Source organism: Paracoccus jeotgali, assembly GCF_002865605.1.
Taxonomy (GTDB): domain Bacteria; phylum Pseudomonadota; class Alphaproteobacteria; order Rhodobacterales; family Rhodobacteraceae; genus Paracoccus; species Paracoccus jeotgali.
The window spans coordinates 1,574,441-1,591,865 of record NZ_CP025583.1 but is presented as its reverse complement, the minus strand read 5'-3'; the positions used below and the strand labels follow the sequence as shown (position 1 = coordinate 1,591,865).

General features: G+C 67.2%; 18 protein-coding genes and 1 tRNA gene. 10 read left to right on the top strand and 9 right to left on the bottom strand.

Annotated features, from left to right (window positions below; genetic code table 11):
• Window positions 1-18 precede the first annotated feature (18 nt).
• The 7 genes from CYR75_RS07750 (at window position 19) to CYR75_RS07720 (ending at window position 6,450) form a co-directional block, all read left to right on the top strand.
• Entirely contained in the window at window positions 19-675 is a 657-nt protein-coding gene (locus CYR75_RS07750; protein ID WP_101499520.1) for a GntR family transcriptional regulator, read from the top strand.
• A gap of 64 nt (window positions 676-739) precedes the next feature.
• Entirely contained in the window at window positions 740-2,485 is a 1,746-nt protein-coding gene (argS, locus tag CYR75_RS07745; RefSeq protein WP_101500943.1) for an arginine--tRNA ligase, read from the top strand.
• Window positions 2,486-2,550: 65 nt separating this feature from the next.
• The gene (locus CYR75_RS07740; RefSeq protein WP_101499519.1) at window positions 2,551-3,669 is read left to right on the top strand and encodes an SPOR domain-containing protein; all 1,119 of its coding nucleotides are present in this window, start codon (window positions 2,551-2,553) and stop codon (window positions 3,667-3,669) included.
• Window positions 3,666-4,661: a beta-N-acetylhexosaminidase gene (gene nagZ / locus CYR75_RS07735; RefSeq protein WP_101499518.1), complete on the top strand. Its 996-nt coding sequence runs from the start codon at window positions 3,666-3,668 to the stop codon at window positions 4,659-4,661. The genes CYR75_RS07740 and nagZ overlap by 4 nt, the downstream gene beginning before the upstream one ends.
• A gap of 120 nt (window positions 4,662-4,781) precedes the next feature.
• Window positions 4,782-5,564, top strand: coding sequence for a segregation and condensation protein A (locus CYR75_RS07730; protein WP_101500942.1), 783 nt, complete (start codon window positions 4,782-4,784; stop codon window positions 5,562-5,564).
• Window positions 5,561-6,220: an SMC-Scp complex subunit ScpB gene (scpB, locus tag CYR75_RS07725; RefSeq protein WP_101499517.1), complete on the top strand. Its 660-nt coding sequence runs from the start codon at window positions 5,561-5,563 to the stop codon at window positions 6,218-6,220. Before CYR75_RS07730 ends, scpB begins: the two co-directional genes overlap by 4 nt.
• Complete coding sequence (locus tag CYR75_RS07720; RefSeq protein WP_225972641.1) at window positions 6,217-6,450, top strand: hypothetical protein; 234 nt, start codon at window positions 6,217-6,219, stop codon at window positions 6,448-6,450. The genes scpB and CYR75_RS07720 overlap by 4 nt, the downstream gene beginning before the upstream one ends.
• Here the strand turns inward: CYR75_RS07720 and CYR75_RS07715 are convergent.
• From CYR75_RS07715 to ihfA, 4 genes are all read right to left on the bottom strand, one after another.
• A complete protein-coding gene (locus CYR75_RS07715; protein ID WP_225972640.1) occupies window positions 6,431-7,537 on the bottom strand; it encodes a 2'-deoxycytidine 5'-triphosphate deaminase in 1,107 nt (368 codons plus the stop codon). The two genes, CYR75_RS07720 and CYR75_RS07715, sit on opposite strands and share 20 nt — an antisense overlap.
• 53 nt (window positions 7,538-7,590) lie before the next feature.
• Window positions 7,591-7,668: transfer RNA gene (locus CYR75_RS07710), tRNA-Pro, on the bottom strand.
• 105 nt (window positions 7,669-7,773) lie between these two features.
• Window positions 7,774-8,382: a MerR family transcriptional regulator gene (locus CYR75_RS07705; RefSeq protein WP_101499516.1), complete on the bottom strand. Its 609-nt coding sequence runs from the start codon at window positions 8,380-8,382 to the stop codon at window positions 7,774-7,776.
• 1 nt (window position 8,383) lies between these two features.
• Entirely contained in the window at window positions 8,384-8,686 is a 303-nt protein-coding gene (ihfA, locus tag CYR75_RS07700) for an integration host factor subunit alpha (RefSeq protein ID WP_101499515.1), read from the bottom strand.
• A 204-nt stretch (window positions 8,687-8,890) separates the two neighbouring features.
• Here ihfA and dps point away from each other — a divergent pair, with 204 nt between their 5' ends.
• Both dps and CYR75_RS07690 read left to right on the top strand, forming a co-directional pair.
• Entirely contained in the window at window positions 8,891-9,364 is a 474-nt protein-coding gene (dps, locus tag CYR75_RS07695; protein ID WP_101499514.1) for a DNA starvation/stationary phase protection protein Dps, read from the top strand.
• Window positions 9,365-9,480: 116 nt separating this feature from the next.
• Window positions 9,481-11,082 (top strand): peptide chain release factor 3, encoded by a 1,602-nt coding sequence (locus tag CYR75_RS07690; protein ID WP_101499513.1) that lies wholly within the window; start codon window positions 9,481-9,483, stop codon window positions 11,080-11,082.
• Window positions 11,083-11,300: 218 nt separating this feature from the next.
• Here CYR75_RS07690 and CYR75_RS07685 read toward each other — a convergent pair whose 3' ends face one another.
• From CYR75_RS07685 to CYR75_RS07670, 4 genes are all read right to left on the bottom strand, one after another.
• Window positions 11,301-12,626, bottom strand: a complete 1,326-nt coding sequence (locus tag CYR75_RS07685) for a pyruvate dehydrogenase complex dihydrolipoamide acetyltransferase (protein ID WP_101499512.1) — start codon at window positions 12,624-12,626, stop codon at window positions 11,301-11,303.
• Between the two features lie 12 nt (window positions 12,627-12,638).
• A complete protein-coding gene (locus CYR75_RS07680) occupies window positions 12,639-14,021 on the bottom strand; it encodes a pyruvate dehydrogenase complex E1 component subunit beta (RefSeq protein ID WP_101499511.1) in 1,383 nt (460 codons plus the stop codon).
• Window positions 14,022-14,035: 14 nt separating this feature from the next.
• Entirely contained in the window at window positions 14,036-15,097 is a 1,062-nt protein-coding gene (gene pdhA / locus CYR75_RS07675; protein WP_101499510.1) for a pyruvate dehydrogenase (acetyl-transferring) E1 component subunit alpha, read from the bottom strand.
• An 89-nt stretch (window positions 15,098-15,186) separates the two neighbouring features.
• Complete coding sequence (locus tag CYR75_RS07670; protein ID WP_101499509.1) at window positions 15,187-15,480, bottom strand: FtsB family cell division protein; 294 nt, start codon at window positions 15,478-15,480, stop codon at window positions 15,187-15,189.
• A 206-nt stretch (window positions 15,481-15,686) separates the two neighbouring features.
• Here CYR75_RS07670 and CYR75_RS07665 point away from each other — a divergent pair, with 206 nt between their 5' ends.
• Entirely contained in the window at window positions 15,687-16,076 is a 390-nt protein-coding gene (locus tag CYR75_RS07665; protein ID WP_101499508.1) for an NUDIX hydrolase, read from the top strand.
• On the opposite strand, the gene CYR75_RS07660 is transcribed toward CYR75_RS07665, so the two are convergent.
• Complete coding sequence (locus tag CYR75_RS07660; RefSeq protein ID WP_101500939.1) at window positions 16,073-17,365, bottom strand: acetylornithine deacetylase/succinyl-diaminopimelate desuccinylase family protein; 1,293 nt, start codon at window positions 17,363-17,365, stop codon at window positions 16,073-16,075. The two genes, CYR75_RS07665 and CYR75_RS07660, sit on opposite strands and share 4 nt — an antisense overlap.
• Between the last annotated feature and the right edge of the window lie 60 nt (window positions 17,366-17,425).

Here is a 17,425-nt window from a genome sequence, read left to right as displayed (position 1 = left end):
TGGCCGCACATCGCGACGATGACCCCGACGCGCTCAACCGATCCTGCCGCACATGAACGGCTATACCGCAATCTGCGTGGGCGGATTCTGGTGGGCGAGATGCCGCCCGGCCTGCCGCTGACGCTGCGCGGGCTGGCGGCGGAATATGGCGTCTCGATGACCCCCGCGCGCGAGGCGGTGCGCCGGCTGGCGGCGGAAGGGGCGCTGACGCTGTCTGCCTCGGGCCGGGTCACGACGCCGGAGCTGTCGGTCGAGCGGATCGAGGAACTGGCCGCCCTGCGCGCGCTGATCGAGCCAGAGCTGGCCAGCCGCGCCCTGCCGCGCGCCCATTTCGCGCTGATCGACCGGCTGGGCGCGATCAACGCCAACATCGCCGACGCGGTGATGCGCCACGACGCGACCGCCTATATCCGCACCAATCTGGAGTTTCACCGCACGCTGTATCTGCGCGCGCAGGCCCCGGCGATGCTGGCGATCCTGGAAACCGTCTGGCTGCAGCTTGGGCCGACGATGCGCGCGCTGTATGGGCGGGTGCAGCGCAACGAGCCGCCGCGTCACCACCGGCTGATCCTTGCCGCGCTGAAGGCGGGGGACGAGCCGGGGCTGCGGCTGGCGATCCGCGCCGATGTCACCCACGGGCTGCGCCACCTGACGGCCGAGGCGCCCTCGCGCTGAGGCGGGCCGTTGACCTTTGGACCCTGCCGAGGCTATCGCAGGCAGGAACAAGCGGAAGACGATGATGAACCTTTTTGCCGATATTCGCGGCGTCGTGCTGGATGCGCTGAACGCTCTTGCTGCCGAAGGGGCGCTGCCCCGGGGGTTGGAGCTTGGCGCCGTCACGGTCGAGCCGCCGCGCGACCCCGCCCATGGCGACATGGCCACCAATGCCGCGATGGTGCTGGCGCGTCCCGCCGCGATGAAGCCGCGCGACATCGCGACCCTGCTGGCCGACCGGCTGGCGCAGGATGCGCGCATCACCTCGGCCGAGGTGGCGGGGCCGGGCTTTATCAATCTGCGGCTGGCGCCCTCGGCCTGGCACGAGGTGGTGCGCGCGGCGCTGCGCGACCCATCTGGCTTTGGCCGCTCGACGCAGGGGCAGGGGGTGCGCGTCAATGTCGAGTTCGTCAGCGCCAACCCGACCGGCCCGATGCATGTCGGCCATACCCGCGGCGCGGTGTTCGGCGATGCGCTGGCCAGCCTGCTGGATTTCGCGGGCTTCGACGTGACGCGGGAATACTACATCAACGACGGTGGCGCGCAGGTCGATGTGCTGGCCCGCTCGGCCTATGAGCGTTACCGCGAGGCCAATGGCCAGCCCGCCCAGATCCGCGAGGGGCTGTATCCCGGCGACTACCTGATCCCGGTCGGGCAGGCCCTGCGCGAGATCCACGGCGATTCGCTGCTGGACAAGCCGGAAGAGGACTGGCTGCCGCAGGTCCGCGAGTTTGCCACCGCCGCGATGATGGACATGATCCGCGACGATCTGGCGCTGCTGAACGTGCAGATGGACGTCTATTCGTCCGAAAAGGCGCTGTATGGCTCGGGCCGGATCGAGGCCGCGATCGAGCGGCTGCGCAGCGCCGGGCTGATTTACGAAGGCGTGCTGGAGCCGCCCAAGGGCAAGCTGCCCGACGATTGGGAGGCGCGCGAACAGACGCTGTTCCGCTCGACCGCGCATGGCGACGATCAGGACCGGGCGGTGCGGAAATCCGACGGCGCCTGGACCTATTTCGCGCCCGACATCGCCTATCACTGGGACAAGATCGACCGCGGCTTCGACCAGCTGATCGACGTGTTCGGCGCCGATCATGGCGGCTATGTCAAGCGGATGCAGGCCGCCGTCAGCGCGCTGTCCAACGGGCGAGTGCCGCTGGACGTCAAGCTGATCCAGCTGGTGCGGCTGTTCAAGAACGGCGAGCCGTTCAAGATGTCCAAGCGCGCCGGCACCTTCGTCACGCTGCGCGACGTGGTCGAACAGGCCGGGCGCGACGTGACGCGGTTCCACATGCTGACCCGCAAGAACGACGCCGCGCTCGATTTCGATTTCGCCCGCGTTCTGGAACAGTCAAAGGACAACCCCGTCTGGTATGTCCAATATGCCAGCGCCCGCGTCCATTCGGTCATGGCCCGCGCGGCCGAGATGGGGATCGACCTTTCGGAACAGGCGCTGGCGCAGGCCGATCTGGACCGGCTGGATCACCCGGCCGAACTCGCTTTGGCCGGAAAGCTGGCCGAATATCCGCGCCTGATCGAGGCCGCCGCCGCCGCGCACGAGCCGCACCGGGTCGCCTTCTACCTGTATGACCTGGCCGGCAGCCTGCACGCGCTGTGGAATCGCGGCAATGACGACCAGTCGCTGCGCTTCCTGCAGGATGGCGACCTTGCGGCCACGGCGGCGAAAATCGCGCTGGTTCGTGCGGTTGGCGTTGTCATTTCGTCCGGGCTTGCTATTCTTGGCGTGACTCCGGCCAAGGAAATGCGCTGACATAAAGTGCTCTGGCCGGTCTCGGGCAGTAATCAACAGCCGGTACACCGGCAGGCAGGCACCTTATGGCAGTTACCGATTTCGGCGCGGGCCGTATCGTCGATTCCGAGGCACGGCAGGGCCGCGCCTATGCGTATCAGCACCGTGCGCAGGACGATTATGACGACGATTACGGCTGGTATGACGAGGACGGGCTGACCGATCCCATGCAGCCCGAAACCCTGGGCGCGCGCATGGGCCGGGTCACCAAATATCTGGGCGCCATCGTCTCGGTCGGTCTGATGATCGGGCTGGTGGTCTGGGGCTACAAGCTGGTGGCGCGCGACGTCTCGGGCGTGCCGGTGATCCGCGCGGTCGAGGGCGAATCGCGCACCACGCCCGAGGAGCCGGGCGGCGAGCTGGCGCGCAATGGCGGGCTGACCGTGAACGAGGTCGCCGCCGGTGTCGCCATGCCCCCCAATGCCGAAATCGCCATTGCCCCCGCGCCCACCGCGCTGACCGAGGATGACATCGCAATGGGCGAGCTGGCCGATGTGGCGGGGCTTGCCGCGCCTGCGGCCGAACCTGCGCCGCCGCTGGCCGCGGCCCCGGTCGTCGCCATGACCGACGCCGAAACCGCCGCCAGCCCGGACGGGCAGCCCACCGACCTTGCCGCGCTTGGCATCGTCACCGCCGAGGACCTGGCCGCCGCCGCCGGTGAAAACCCGATGGAGGCGACGCTGAGCGATGCCGAGATCGCGCTGACCCCGGTCCCTGCCGCCACCGGCCCGCGCCCGGCCCCGCGCCCGGCCAGCATCGCCGCCCGCGCCGCCGCCGCACCTGCGGCGGCACCTGCCGCGGCCGAGCAGCGCCCGGCGATCGAGGCCGCCGTGGCCGAAGCCGTCGCCGAACCCGAGGCCGAACCCGAACCCGAGCCGCAGCGGGCCAGCGTCCCCGCCGGTGCGCCGGTGGTGCAACTGGGCGCTTTCGATTCGGGCAGCATCGCGGACAGCGAATGGGGCCGGATCTCGAACCGCTTCTCGTCGATGTTCGCGGGCAAGTCGCAGGTGGTCCAGACCACGGTCAAGAACGGCCGCACCTTCTATCGCCTGCGCGTCGCGGGCTTCGAATCGCGCGACGATGCGCGGCGCTTCTGTGCGGCGCTGCTGGCCGAAGGCGCGGACTGCATCGCCACCCAGCAATGACGCTTGCGGCGATTTTCGGGCTGGCCGGGCCCGCGCTGACCCCGGCCGAGCGGGATTTCTTCCGCGAGGCCGACCCCTGGGGCTTTATCCTCTTCGCCCGCAATGTCGCCGACCCCGACCAGCTTCGCCGGCTGACCGAGGAGCTGCGCATGGCGGTCGGGCGCGAGGCGCTGATCACCGTCGATCAGGAAGGCGGGCGGGTGCAGCGACTGCGCGCGCCATTCTGGGCCGAATGGGCACCGCCGCTGGACGATGCCGGCCACGGCCCCCGCGCGACGCTGCTGCGTTATCGCCTGATCGGGCACGAGCTGCGGGGCCTCGGCATCGACAGCAATTGCGCGCCGACGCTGGATATCGCCGGCGATATGACCCACCCTTTCCTGCAGAACCGCTGCCTTGGCCGCGACGCGGACAGCGTTATCGCCCATGGCCGCGCGGCGGCGGACGGGATGCTGGCGGCGGGCGTCCTGCCGGTGATGAAGCACATGCCAGGCCATGGCCGCGCGCAGGCCGACAGCCATCTGGAGACGCCCGAGGTGACGGCGACGCTGGATGATCTGCGCGACACCGATTTCGCGCCGTTCCGGGCGCTGGCCGATCTGCCGCTGGCGATGACGGCGCATATCCGCTTTACCGCGCTGGACGATGTGCCCGCCACCGCCTCGCCCCGCGTGATCGGGCTGATCCGGGACGAGATCGGCTTTGACGGGCTGCTGATGACCGATGATCTGTCGATGCAGGGTTTGCACGGGACCATCGCGCAGCGGGCGACGGCGGCGATTACGGCCGGCTGCGATCTGGTGCTGCACTGCAACGGCGACCGGGCCGAGATGGAGGATGTGGCCGCCAATGCCGGTGCGTTGGTGCCTCAGGCCACCTCTCGCGCCGCGCGGGCGCTGTCGCTGCGGCATCCGGGCGACGATGTGCCCGCAGCGGAACTGCTGGCCGAATATCGAGCCCTTGGCGGGCAGGTGGAATGGCCGCAGGCTTGACAGCCGCGCCCTGCCTGACGACCCTGTTTCACCCGGCAAACCATCGGAAAGATCATCGTGACCGACAACGTCACCCCCCTGACCCTGCCGCGCCGGACCCGCGCGACGGCTCCGGACCCCATCCCCGAGGCCGCGCAGCGCGCCGTGGCCGAGCGTGTGGCGGGCGAATCGCTGATCGTCGATGTGGACGGGTTCGAGGGCCCGCTCGATCTGCTGCTGAACCTCGCCCGCGTGCAAAAGGTCGATCTGATGCAGATCTCCATCCTGCAACTGGCCGAGCAATATCTGCAATTCGTGGACAAGGCGCGGGCGCTGCGGATCGAGCTGGCGGCGGATTATCTGGTCATGGCCGCCTGGCTCGCCTTTCTGAAATCGCGGCTGCTGCTGCCCCCCGACCCGGCCGAGGACGGCCCCTCGGCGCAGGATCTGGCGGCGCATCTGGCGTTCCAGTTGGAACGGCTGGACGCGATGCGCGGCGCCTCGGCGCGGCTGATGGCGCGGGATCGGCTGGGGCTGACGCGATTTGCGCGCGGGATGCCGGAACAGATCGCGCGGCGGCGGAACGTGACCTATCGCGTCGGGCTGATCGACCTGATGCGCGCTTATGCCCGGCTGCGTACGCGGGACGAGTTCCGGCCCTTTGCCTTTGACCGCCGCGATATCTTCACCATGGAGGAGGCGCTGGAAAAGCTGCGCGGGATGATCGGCTTTGCCGGCGACTGGATCGCGCTGGCCAGCTTTCTGCCCGAAGGCTGGGGCGATCCGGCGCGGCAACGCTCGGCGCTGGCGGCGACCTTTGCGGCCTCGCTGGAACTGGCAAGGCAGGGCCGGATCGAGTTGCGCCAAAGCGAGAGCTTCGCCCCCATCACCCTGCGCCGCCGCGACAGCGGACCCGAGAGATGAGTGAGCCGTCGAGCTTCCCCCCGCCGCCGCTCGACCAGCAGGAACGCATGGTCGAGGCGATGCTGTTCGCCTCGGCCCAGCCCCTCGCGCTGTCCGATCTGGCCGAGCGGCTGCCGCATGGCGCCGACGCGGCCGAGGCCGTGGCCCGTCTGCGCCGCCGCTATGCCGGGCGCGGGGTCGAGTTGACGCGGGTCGGCGACGGCTTCGCCTTTCGCACCGCGCCCGATCTGGGCTTTCTGATGCAGACCGAGACGCTCGACACCCGTCGCCTGTCGCGGGCGGCGACCGAGACGCTGGCGATCATCGCCTATCACCAGCCCGTCACCCGCGCCGAGATCGAAGAGATCCGCGGCGTCAGCACTTCGCGCGGGACGCTGGATCAGCTGATCGAGCTGGAATGGGTGCGGATCGGGCGGCGCCGGATGACGCCGGGGCGGCCGGTGACATTCATCGTCACCGATGCGTTTCTGGACCATTTCGGGCTGGAAACCGCTCGCGATCTGCCCGGTCTGGCCGAGTTGCGCGCCGCAGGGCTGCTGGACGGCCGCCCGCAAACCGATCTGGGCGCGCCGCTTGCGCGGACGGACGAAGATGACGATATGGGGGACAGCGCCCGTCCGGGCGATCTGTTCGGTGAAGAGGAGGACGAGATTTGAACCTTAACCAGCTTGGCGGCCCGTTCGGGCGCCGGATCATTCGCAGCCTGATGCGCGCGGCCATGGCGGTCGGCATCGCCAAGGGCATCAACACCGTCGCCAATCGCGGCAAGGACCCCGCTTCCATGACCCCGGCCGAGCGAGCGCAGGCCAAGAAGACGCAGAAGAACTCGCGCGACATGGTCAAGCGGGCCCGTCAGGCGGCGCGCATCACCCGGCGTATTCGCTGAACTGCTTGGCCAGCTTCAACCGCTGGCCCTGATAATTCGACGCGATGTCCTGGCCGTAAAGCCGCCGGGGCCGCGCGCTCATCCGTTCATAGACCAGCCGGCCGACGACCTGCCCGTGTTCCAGCGCGAAGGGCGCCTCGTGGCAGCGCACCTCGAGCACGCCCCGCGCGCCCTTGCCCTGTTGGCCGATCCCGAAGCCGGGATCGAAAAACCCCGCATAATGCACCCGGAACTCGCCCACCATCGCCAGATAGGGGGCCATTTCCGCCGCATATTCGCCGGGAATCGCCACCGCCTCGCGGCTGACGAGGATATAGAAGGCGCCGGGGTCAAGGATCAGCCGCCCGTCGCTGGCATGCAGCGCGTCCCAGAAATCGCGCGGGTCATAGGCGCCGATCCGGTCGAGGTCGATCACGCCGCTATGCGGTCTGGCGCGAAAGCCGACCAGACTGCCGCCCTCGGGCCGCAGATCAACGGAAAAACCCAGGCCCTGATCGATCAGCGCCGGCCCCTCGACCAGGGGCGAGGCGTCGTGCAGCGCCCGCAGGCTGTCATCGTCCAGCACCGCATGCTCGCCCCGCAGCCGAAGCTGGTTCAGCCGCATCCCCGGCCGCACCAGTACCGAAAAGCTGCGCGGGCAGATCTCGGCGTAAAGCGGGCCGTCATAGCCGTCGGGCAAGCGGTCGAACTCGGTCCCGCCATCGGTGATGAGCCGGGTCAGCAGGTCCAGCCGCCCGGTCGAGGATTTGGCGTTGGCGACTGCCGACAGGCCCGCAGGCAGCGACAGCCGCTCCATCAGCGGGACCAGATAGACGCAGCCGCGTTCCAGCACCGCGCCATCGGTCAGGTCCATCCGGTGCATCTCGAAATCGGGCAGGCGGCTTTCGACGCTGCGCCCGCGCCCCGGCAGGAACGAGGCCCGCAGCCGCCAGGCCTGCGTCCCCAGCCGCAGATCGAGGCTGGCGGGCTGGATCTGGGCGTCGAGGATCGGGACATCGGCGGCGATCGCGCCGGTCTCGACCAGCTGCCGCAGCGCGCTGTCGGGCAGGACGCCGCTGATGCCGGAAAACGAGGTGCTGCCGCTCATGTCAGGTTCCGCATATGCCAACGCCCACCCGAAAGGGGTGGGCGTTTCGGTGATGGTCGGGCCGGCGAGATTCGAACTCGCGGCCTTCCGTCCCCCAGACGGACGCGCTAACCAGACTGCGCCACGGCCCGACGCCGGTCATATAGGGCGAAGCGCGACAGGGACACAAGGGCGGAATCGGGGGCCGACACGAAAAACTTCTGACGGGTTTTCAGAAGGGTCGGAGAGTTGCCGGATCACGCAGCAAGCGAGGCCCGCGCCTGGCACAGGCGCTGGTGGATCGCGGCCAAACCGTGCCGGCAGGACGCGGTGGGGGCGAAGCCTGACAACTCCTGACGCAGCTGACGCAGGCGGTGCAGCCAGTCGAGGCAAGGGGAGGCCTGAGGGGCAGGGGTGGCGTCGGGGAACAGCGGCAGGGGCTGGGTGTCGGCCTCCTTTCGGCGGCGCGCGGGTTCGGACGCGACGGGTTCTGCGGGTTTGGACGGGCGCACCGGGTCAGCCGAGACCTTCACCATATCCTCAGCCCCTTCCCGCGCCTGCTCCGGCGCTTCTACCGCGAAATCGCCACCCAGACGCGCTGCGCCGCGGGCGCGGATCGCGGCGCCCTTGTCGGCCGACATCTGCTGCTTGGCGCCGCGGATCGACATGCCTTCCTCGCGCAGGATCTCGCACAGCCCGGCGGCAAGGCGCACATCGTCGGGGCGGTAATAGCGCCGACCGTCGCGGCGTTTCACCGGCGACAGCAAGGGAAACTGCGTCTCCCAATAGCGCAGCACATGCGGTGCGACCCCGACCAGTTGCGACACCTCGCCAATGGAACGGAATGCCGCCGCCGCCTTTGCCATGTCAGCGCTTGTTGCCGGCCGCCACGCGGTCCTTCATCAGATGCGAGGGCCGAAAGCTCAGCACCCGGCGCGGCGTGATGGGAACTTCTTCCCCGGTCTTGGGATTGCGACCCACACGCTCGTTCTTGTCGCGCAGCGAGAAGGTGCCGAAAGAGGAAATCTTGACCTGTTCGCCACGCACCAGAGCATCCGAGATATGGGTCAGCACAGATTCGACAAGCTGGCCGGATTCATGTCGGGACAGCCCGACTTCTCGGAAAACGGCCTCGGCAAGGTCCATCCGTGTCAGGGTCTTGTCGTTCATGGCGTACCTCTCAGATGCGGAAAGGATGCGGTCAAGCCTGCCTGAAGTCAACAGGAGCCGGGCCCATTTCGTTCCCGACGCCGGTGGAACTGCCCATGAAATGAGGGCGCTAGCCCGGCTTTCCCCAAATCCCGCCGGGGCAGGAACTTGCCGGCAGGACATACGTTGTCTGGGCAACCCCCACCATCAAACAAGGAGATTTTCATGGCAGTCAACGTCGAAGGACTGAAAGACAACGCCCGCAAGACCGCAATCGAGTGCCTGCAGGCCCGGCTGTGCGACGCGCTGTCGCTGTCGATGGCGCTGAAGCAGGCGCATTGGAACATGAAAGGCCGCAATTTCATCGCGGTGCACGAGTTTCTTGACGAGGTGAAGGCCCGCGTCGATGGTCACGTCGACACCATGGCCGAACGCATCCAGGTTCTGGACGGCACCGCCGTCGGCACCGTCGAAAAGGTCGCGGACGCCACCACCATCGAGCCCTATCCGACCGATCTGACCAAGGTCGAGGATCATCTGAACGCGCTGTGCGAGCGGCTGCGCGATTACGGCAGCAAGGTCCGCAAGGACATCGACACCACCGACGAGGCCGGCGACGCCGCCACCGCCGATCTGCTGACCGCCGCCTCGCGCGAGGCGGACAAGGATCTGTGGTTCCTCGAGTCGCATCTGGAATAATCGGTTCGGTATCAACCCCGACCGATCGACAATGGGCGTGGCCGCAAGGGCCGCGCCCCTTTTCATTGCGGGCGCGGCCAAGGCAGGATAAGGCAACGGGCGCTGAAAGGACCACCATGACCCTGACCAACCGCCCCGACCTGCCGGCCGAGATCGCCCGCCGCCGCACCTTTGCCATCATCAGCCACCCGGACGCCGGCAAGACCACCCTGACCGAGAAATTCCTGCTGTTCGGCGGTGCGATCCAGATGGCGGGGCAGGTCCGCGCCAAGGGCGAGGCGCGGCGCACGCGCTCCGACTTCATGAAGATGGAGCAGGAGCGCGGCATCTCGGTCTCGGCCTCGGCGATGTCGTTCGATTACGGCAAGTTCCGCTTCAATCTGGTCGACACCCCCGGTCACAGCGATTTTTCCGAGGACACCTATCGCACCATCACCGCCGTCGATGCCGCGATCATGGTCATCGACGGGGCCAAGGGCGTCGAAAGCCAGACCCGCAAGCTGTTCGAGGTCTGCCGCCTGCGCGATCTGCCGATCCTGACCTTCTGCAACAAGATGGACCGCGAAAGCCGCGACACCTTCGAGATCATCGACGAGATCCAGGAAAACCTGGCCATCGACGTGGCCCCGGCAAGCTGGCCCATCGGCATGGGACGCGATTTTCTGGGCGCCTATGACCTGATCCACGACCGGCTCGAGATCATGGACCGCGCCGACCGCAACCGGGTCGCGGAAACCATCCGCATCTCTGGCATCGACGATCCCAAGCTGGCCGAGCATGTGCCGCCCCACCAGTTGGAAAAGCTGCGCGAGGAGATCGAGATGGCGCGCGAGCTGCTACCGCAATTCGACCGGCAGTCCTTTCTGGAAGGGCATCTGACCCCGATCTGGTTCGGCAGCGCGATCAACAGCTTCGGCGTGCGCGAGCTGATGGACGGCATGGCCGAATACGGCCCCGCCCCGCAGCCCCAGACCGCCGCCGAGCGTCAGATCGCGCCGGAAGAGCCGCGCGTGACCGGCTTTGTCTTCAAGGTGCAGGCCAATATGGACCCCAAGCACCGCGACCGGGTGGCCTTCGTTCGCATGGCCTCGGGGCATTTCGAACGCGGGATGAAGCTGCTGCATGTCCGCAGCCGCAAGCAGATGGCGATCTCGAACCCGGTGCTGTTTCTGGCCGCCGACCGCGAACTGGCGGAAGAGGCATGGGCCGGCGACATCATCGGCATCCCGAACCACGGCCAACTGCGCATCGGCGACGCCCTGACCGAGGGCGAGGCGCTGCGCTTTACCGGCATCCCCAGCTTTGCGCCGGAACTGCTGCAAAGCGTCCGCGCCACCGACCCGATGAAGGCCAAGCATCTGGAAAAGGCGCTGATGCAATTCGCCGAAGAGGGCGCGGCCAAGGTCTTCAAGCCGCAGATCGGCTCTGGCTTCATCGTGGGCGTGGTGGGCGTGCTGCAATTCGAGGTGCTGGCCAGCCGGATCGAGCTGGAATACGGCATCCCGGTCCGCTTCGAGGGCTCGCAATTCACCTCGGCCCGCTGGCTGACCGGCCCGCAGGACAAGGTCGAGGCCTTCGCCAACGTCAACAAGCAGCACATGGCAACGGATCACGACGGCGATCTGGTCTATCTGACCCGCCTGCAATGGGACATCGACCGCGTGACCCGCGATCACCCGGAACTGCGGCTGACCGCGACGAAAGAGATGATGGTCTAGGCAGGCGCAGGCACGGTTTCCTGCCTGCCAGACGCATCGTCAGCGCGGATAGCGGCTTTCTGAGGACTGTCGGCTGGACACGCCACGTCTTGGTTTACGGTTAAAGCGCGGCACCGGGGCGCTGATGGCGGCCGAGTTACCGACTCGTCAGCCTCTGCCGACTGCGCCATGAAAAAAGGGCGGGAAAACCCCGCCCCTTCTTCAGACTGTTTCCGCGTTCAGGCGAGCATCCCCATCGGGTTTTCCAGATGCGCGACGATGCGTTCGAGCAGTTGTGCGCCCAGGGCGCCGTCGATCACACGGTGGTCGACCGACAGCGTCATCGACATCACGTTGCGGATCACGACCTCGCCGTCTTCCACCACCGGCGTCGGGATACCGGCGCCGACGGCGAGGATCGCGCCGTGGGGGGGGTTGATGACCGCGTCGAAGTTCTCGATCCCGAACATGCCGAGGTTCGAGATGGCAAAGCTGCCGCCCTGATATTCATGCGGCGCCAGCTTGCGGGTCTTGGCGCGGGCGGCCAGGTCCTTCATCTCGGCCGACAGCGTGGACAGCGTCTTTTGCTGCGCGTCCTTCAGGACCGGGGTGAACAGACCGCCTTCGATGGCGACGGCCACGGCCACATCCGACGGCTTCAGTTGCAGGATGCGGTCGCCGGCCCAGACGGCATTGGCCTCGGGCACCTCTTGCAGGGCCAGCGCGCTGGCCTTGATGATGAAGTCGTTGACCGACAGCTTGATCCCGCGCGCCTCGAGCTGCTTGTTCAGTGTCGCGCGGAACGCCATCAGCGCGTCCAGCTTGGCGCTGCGGCGCAGGTAGAAATGCGGGATGGTCTGCTTGGCCTCGCCCAGTCGCGCCGCGATGGTGCGGCGCATGCCGTCCAGCGTGACCTCGACCGTCTCGCGGTCGGCATAGATCTTTTTGATCGTCTCGGCCGAGGGCGAGGCGGGCGCGGCCGGTGCAGCCGCGGCGGGCTTGGCAGGTTCCGCGGCGGCTGCGGCGGCAGGCTTGGCGCCGGGCTTGGCGTCTTCCACATCGGCCTTGACGATGCGGCCATGCGGGCCGCTGCCCTTGATCGCCGCCAGATCCAGACCCTTGTCGGCTGCGATGCGCCGCGCCAGCGGCGAGGCGAAGATGCGCGAGCCGTCACCGGCCTTGGCCTCGGGCAGGGGGCTTGACGATTTGCCGTCCGATGCGGGCGCGGCCTGTTCGGCAGGCTTGGCCTGATCGCCCGATGCGGGCTGGCCGTCCTTGGCCGCAGGGGCCGGGGCGGCGCTGTCGATGTCGTCGGCGCTTTCGCCTTCTTCCAGCAGCACGGCGATGGGCGTGTTGACCGGCACGCCCGAGGTGCCTTCCTCGATCAGGATCTTGCCGATGGTGCCTTCATCGACGGCCTCGAATTCCATCGTGGCCTTGTCGGTCTCGATCTCGGCGATGATGTCGCCGCTGCTGACGGTGTCGCCCTCTTTCACCAGCCATTTGGCCAGCGTGCCTTCCTCCATCGTCGGAGAAAGCGCGGGCATCAGGATTTCCGTTGGCATCTCGCTCTCTCCTTATTTGTAGGTGACTTTCTTCACCGCCTCGACGACCTCGTCGGGGGTGATGAGCGCCAGCTTTTCCAGATTCGCCGCATAGGGCATGGGCACGTCCTTGCCGGTGCAGTTCAGGACCGGCGCATCGAGATAGTCGAAGGAATGTTCCATCACATAGGCGGAAAGATGGTTTCCGATGGACCCGACCGGGAAGCCTTCCTCGACCGTGACCATGCGGTTGGTCTTCTGGACCGAGGCGATGATCGCGTCATAGTCGATGGGCCGCAGGGTGCGCAGGTCGATGACCTCGGCCTCGATCCCGTCCTGCGCCAGCTTGTCGGCAGCTTCCAGCGCATGGGCCATGCCGATGCCGAAACTGACGATGGTCACGTCCTTGCCCTGGCGCGCGATGCGCGCCTTGCCAAAGGGGATGGTGAAATCCTCGAGATCCGGCACCTCGAAGCTGCGGCCATAGAGGATCTCGTTTTCAAGGAAGATGATCGGGTTCGGATCGCGGATCGCGGTCTTGAGCAGCCCTTTGGCGTCCGCCGCCGAATAGGGCATCACCACCTTGAGGCCCGGGATCGCCGCGAACCATGCCGCGTAATCCTGGCTGTGCTGGGCCGCGACGCGGGCGGCCGCGCCGTTCGGGCCACGGAACACCATCGGCGCGCCCATCTGTCCGCCCGACATATACAACGTCTTGGCGGCCGAGTTGACGATCTGGTCCATCGCCTGCATGGCAAAGTTGAAGGTCATGAACTCGACAATCGGACGCAGGCCGCCAAAGGCCGCGCCGACGCCGATGCCGGCGAAGCCATGCTCGGAAATTGGGGTGTCCACGACGCGCTTGGGGCCGAATTCGTCCAGCAACCCCTGCGAGATCTTGTAGGCGCCCTGATATTCGCCGACTTCCTCGCCCATCAGGAACACGGTGTCGTCGCGGCGCATTTCCTCGGCCATCGCCTCGCGCAGGGCCTCGCGCACGGTCATGGTCTTCATCGCCGTGCCTTCGGGCCAGTCGGGCGAGGTGTCGGGCTGCGGCGTCTTGCGCTCGGCCACGGCCGAGGTGGTAGGCGGGGTGTCTTCGGTCTGCTGCGGCGCGGGTGCGTCGTCTTGTTTCTTGTCGCCCGAGGAAAGATGGACATCGTCCATGCTTTCGCCCTCGTCCAGCATCACCGCGATCGGGGTGTTGACGGCGACGCCCTGGGTGCCTTCCTCGATCAGGATCTTGCCGAGGATGCCTTCGTCGACCGCCTCGAATTCCATCGTGGCCTTGTCGGTTTCAATCTCGGCGATGATGTCGCCGGCGGCGACGCTGTCGCCTTCCTTTTTCAGCCATTTCGCGAGCGTCCCTTCCTCCATGGTCGGGGACAATGCGGGCATCAGGATTTCGGTTGCCATGTCTGTTCCCTCCCTCAGGCTTCCTGCGGCGCCATGTCTTCGGCGTAGATATCGGTCCACAGCTCTTCCAGGGGCGGCTCGGGGCTTTCCTTGGCGAAATCGGCGGCCTTGTTGACTATGTCCTTGGTTTCCTTGTCGATGGCCTTCAGATCCTCTTCGGATGCGTGCTTGCCTTGCAGCAGCAGCTCGCGGACATGTTCGATGGCGTCGCGTTCCTCGCGCATCTTCTGGACCTCTTCGCGGGTGCGATACTTGGCCGGGTCGGACATCGAGTGGCCGCGATAGCGATAGGTCATGACTTCGAGGATATAGGGGCCGTTGCCGGCGCGGCAGTGGGCGACGGCGCGCTCGCCGGCCTCCTTGACCGCCAGCACGTCCATGCCGTCGACCTGCTCGCCCTTGATCCCGAACGCCTCGCCGCGTCCGTAAAGCGTCGTGGACTTGGTCGAGCGTTTCATGCTGGTGCCCATGGCATAGCCGTTGTTCTCGATCACGAAGATCACCGGCAGCGACCACAGTTCCGCCATGTTATAGGTCTCATAGACCTGACCCTGGTTGGCCGCACCGTCGCCGAAATAGGTGAAGGTGACGCGGCCATTGCCCAGATACTTGTCGGCAAATGCCAGCCCGGCGCCAAGCGGCACCTGCGCGCCGACGATGCCGTGACCGCCGTAGAAATGCTTCTCTTTCGAGAACATGTGCATCGAGCCGCCCTTGCCCTTGGACAGCCCGCCCTCGCGCCCGGTCAGTTCGGCCATGACGCCGCCGGGGTCCATGCCGCAGGCCAGCATGTGGCCGTGGTCGCGATACGAGGTGATGCGCTTGTCGCCTTCCTCGGCCGCCGCTTCCAGACCGACGACGACGGCCTCTTGCCCGATATACAGGTGACAGAAACCGCCGATCAGGCCCATCCCGTAAAGCTGCCCGGCCTTTTCCTCGAATCGGCGGATCAGCAGCATGTCCCGGTAGTAGTTCAGCAACTCGTCGCGAGAGACGTTGGACCGGTTTGCGGGCGCGTCCTGCGGCGTGTCGTCCGCTTTTTCATCGGGAGTTTTGGCTGCGGGTTTCCTGGCCATGCGGGTTCCTCCTGCGAGCTGGCGAGATAGTTCAGCGTTAAACTATCCGTAACGCATCGTCGCAGGGGCTGCAATCTGCGATCTGAACGCTAGCGGATGATGACTTCGTCGGGGCGGATCAGGCCCAGAACCTCGCGCGCGCGTTCGTCCAGAAGGTCCAGATCCAGATAGTCGTCGGACAGCCGCCGGGTCAGGTTCTTCATGCGGTCGACCTCGGCCTGCAGCTCGTCGCGCTGTTCGATCAGTTCCTGCGTTTCCGCCTGCAACTGGATACGCCGCATCAGCCCGGACGGCCCCTGAACGGCGGCAAAGGCGAAATAGAGGCTGGCGAGCCCGGCCAGCAGAACGATGATGATCGCCGAAAGCGAAAGGCGCTGCGCCATGACCTGTCCCCTGTTCCGGCCTTGTGGCGGCCCGTGATGCAATCCTGGCACGAAAGACGGGGCTGGAAAAGATGCCTGCGCGCGCGGAGGGATCGGCGGATTCTGGCCTGCGGAAAGATTCCGGCAGGCGGGTGCGGGTGGAATATTGCGCTTTTGCCGCGCGGCTGGCACGATTTGATCGTGCAGGCTGACGCCGGGGCAAGATCATGGATGTTCATATCGCCGCTGCGGTCGTGATGCGTCCCGATGGGGCGACCTTGTTGTTGCGCCATCAGGGCGACCACGCTTTTGACCAACCGGGCTGCCTGCTGAAGGATGGCGAGGCGCCGCTGGTCGCGCTGTGCCGGGCGCTGGCCGAGATGCTGGGCCTGACCCCGCCCGAGCCCGGCCCGCGCTTTCTGGGCCGGGTCGAGACGCGCGCCCCCGACAGCGACGAAGCGCGGCTGTTCGCCGAGCTTTACCGCGTCGATATCGACGATCATTTTTCGGCCGATGCCTGCATCGCCGAGGCGCGCTGGTTCCGCTCGGGCGAGTTGCAGGAATTCGTCCTCGCACCCCTGACCCGCGACCACGTCGTGCCGGCGATCTGGGGCTAAGGCCGACCGCTCTCGCCCGGCTGTCCCAGCAGATCGTTCAGCACCAGCGCCATCACCCGGGCCGAATCGATCATGTCGGTGACGCCGATCCATTCATCCGGCTGATGGGCCATTTCCAGCACCCCCGGCCCATAGGCGATGCAGTTCTTCAGCTTGCCGATGCGGTCGATATGCTTCTGGTCATATGTGCCGGGGCTGACGACGTAGCCGGCCTGCCGGCCCAGAACCCGCTCGATCGCGGCGGCGGTGGTGCGGACCACGGGCGCGTCGCGTTCGGTCATCGAGGGCGCGACCTCGAACAGGTCGCGGATCTCGTAGCGGAAGCCGGGGCGGCGCTCGCGGACACGCTCCATCAGGGCGGCGATCTCGCGCTTGACCTCGGCGGGGTCTTCCTCGACCAGAAAGCGGCGGTCGATGGTGATGCGGCAGCGGTCGGCCACGCAGGGGGCGGGCAGGCCGGTGAATTCTGGCCCCAGATCCGGCTCTCCACCGTGGATCGAGTTGACGTTCAGGGTCGAGGCCCGCGCGCCTTCGGGGATCACCGGCATCTCGGTGTGGCGACCGGCCAGCAGCGGCCACAGCGTCCGCTCCATCTCGTCCAGCACCGCGCCCATGTGGCGGATGGCGCTGTCGCCCAGAAACGGCATCGAGCCGTGGGCGATGCGGCCATGGGTCTCGATCTCGGCCCACCAGACGCCGCGATGGCCCAGACAGATGCGGTCCTTGTGCAGCGGTTCGGGGATGATGACGTGCTGCACATCGGCGAAATCGCCGCGCTCGGCCAGATAGGCCACGCCGCCGAAGCCGCCCGATTCCTCGTCGGCGGTGGCCGAAATCTCGATCCGGCCGGCGAAATCGGGGCAGGTCGCGACGAAGGCCTCGGCGGCGATGATCGAGGCCGCCAGGCCCCCCTTCATGTCGCACGACCCGCGCCCATAGATCCGGTCCTGCGCCACGTCATGTTCGCCGCCAAAGGGATCGCGTGTCCAGCCCGCGCCCACCTCGACCACGTCGTGATGAGAGTTGAAATGCACGCAGTCGCCGGGCCGGGTGCCGCGGCGCCGCGCGATCAGGTTCCAGCGCGGATAGGCCGCGCAATCGCCCGGCGTGCCCTTGGCCCGGACCATTTCGCAGTCCCACCCACCGGGCGCCAGCCGCGCCTCGAGAAAGGCGCAGATGTCGTGATAATGCTGGCCCGGCGGGTTCAGGGTCGGGATGCGGATCAGGTCCTGGGTCAGGCGGATCAGATCGTCGCGGCGGGCGCCGATGGCGTCGGAAAGGGCTTTCATGTCAGGCACATTGGCGCGGGCGGGGCGGGCTGTCCAGCCGTCCCGCCGCAGCGCCATCTG

Coding starts and splice junctions, on each gene's coding strand:
- CYR75_RS07750 (WP_101499520.1), top strand. CDS start 19: ATGACCCCGACGCGCTCAACCGATCCTGCCGCACATGAACGGCTATAC.
- argS (WP_101500943.1), top strand. CDS start 740: ATGAACCTTTTTGCCGATATTCGCGGCGTCGTGCTGGATGCGCTGAAC.
- CYR75_RS07740 (WP_101499519.1), top strand. CDS start 2,551: ATGGCAGTTACCGATTTCGGCGCGGGCCGTATCGTCGATTCCGAGGCA.
- nagZ (WP_101499518.1), top strand. CDS start 3,666: ATGACGCTTGCGGCGATTTTCGGGCTGGCCGGGCCCGCGCTGACCCCG.
- scpB (WP_101499517.1), top strand. CDS start 5,561: ATGAGTGAGCCGTCGAGCTTCCCCCCGCCGCCGCTCGACCAGCAGGAA.
- CYR75_RS07715 (WP_225972640.1), bottom strand. CDS start 7,537: ATGAGCGGCAGCACCTCGTTTTCCGGCATCAGCGGCGTCCTGCCCGAC.
- CYR75_RS07705 (WP_101499516.1), bottom strand. CDS start 8,382: ATGGCAAAGGCGGCGGCGGCATTCCGTTCCATTGGCGAGGTGTCGCAA.
- ihfA (WP_101499515.1), bottom strand. CDS start 8,686: ATGAACGACAAGACCCTGACACGGATGGACCTTGCCGAGGCCGTTTTC.
- dps (WP_101499514.1), top strand. CDS start 8,891: ATGGCAGTCAACGTCGAAGGACTGAAAGACAACGCCCGCAAGACCGCA.
- CYR75_RS07690 (WP_101499513.1), top strand. CDS start 9,481: ATGACCCTGACCAACCGCCCCGACCTGCCGGCCGAGATCGCCCGCCGC.
- CYR75_RS07685 (WP_101499512.1), bottom strand. CDS start 12,626: ATGCCAACGGAAATCCTGATGCCCGCGCTTTCTCCGACGATGGAGGAA.
- CYR75_RS07680 (WP_101499511.1), bottom strand. CDS start 14,021: ATGGCAACCGAAATCCTGATGCCCGCATTGTCCCCGACCATGGAGGAA.
- pdhA (WP_101499510.1), bottom strand. CDS start 15,097: ATGGCCAGGAAACCCGCAGCCAAAACTCCCGATGAAAAAGCGGACGAC.
- CYR75_RS07670 (WP_101499509.1), bottom strand. CDS start 15,480: ATGGCGCAGCGCCTTTCGCTTTCGGCGATCATCATCGTTCTGCTGGCC.
- CYR75_RS07665 (WP_101499508.1), top strand. CDS start 15,687: ATGGATGTTCATATCGCCGCTGCGGTCGTGATGCGTCCCGATGGGGCG.
- CYR75_RS07660 (WP_101500939.1), bottom strand. CDS start 17,365: ATGAAAGCCCTTTCCGACGCCATCGGCGCCCGCCGCGACGATCTGATC.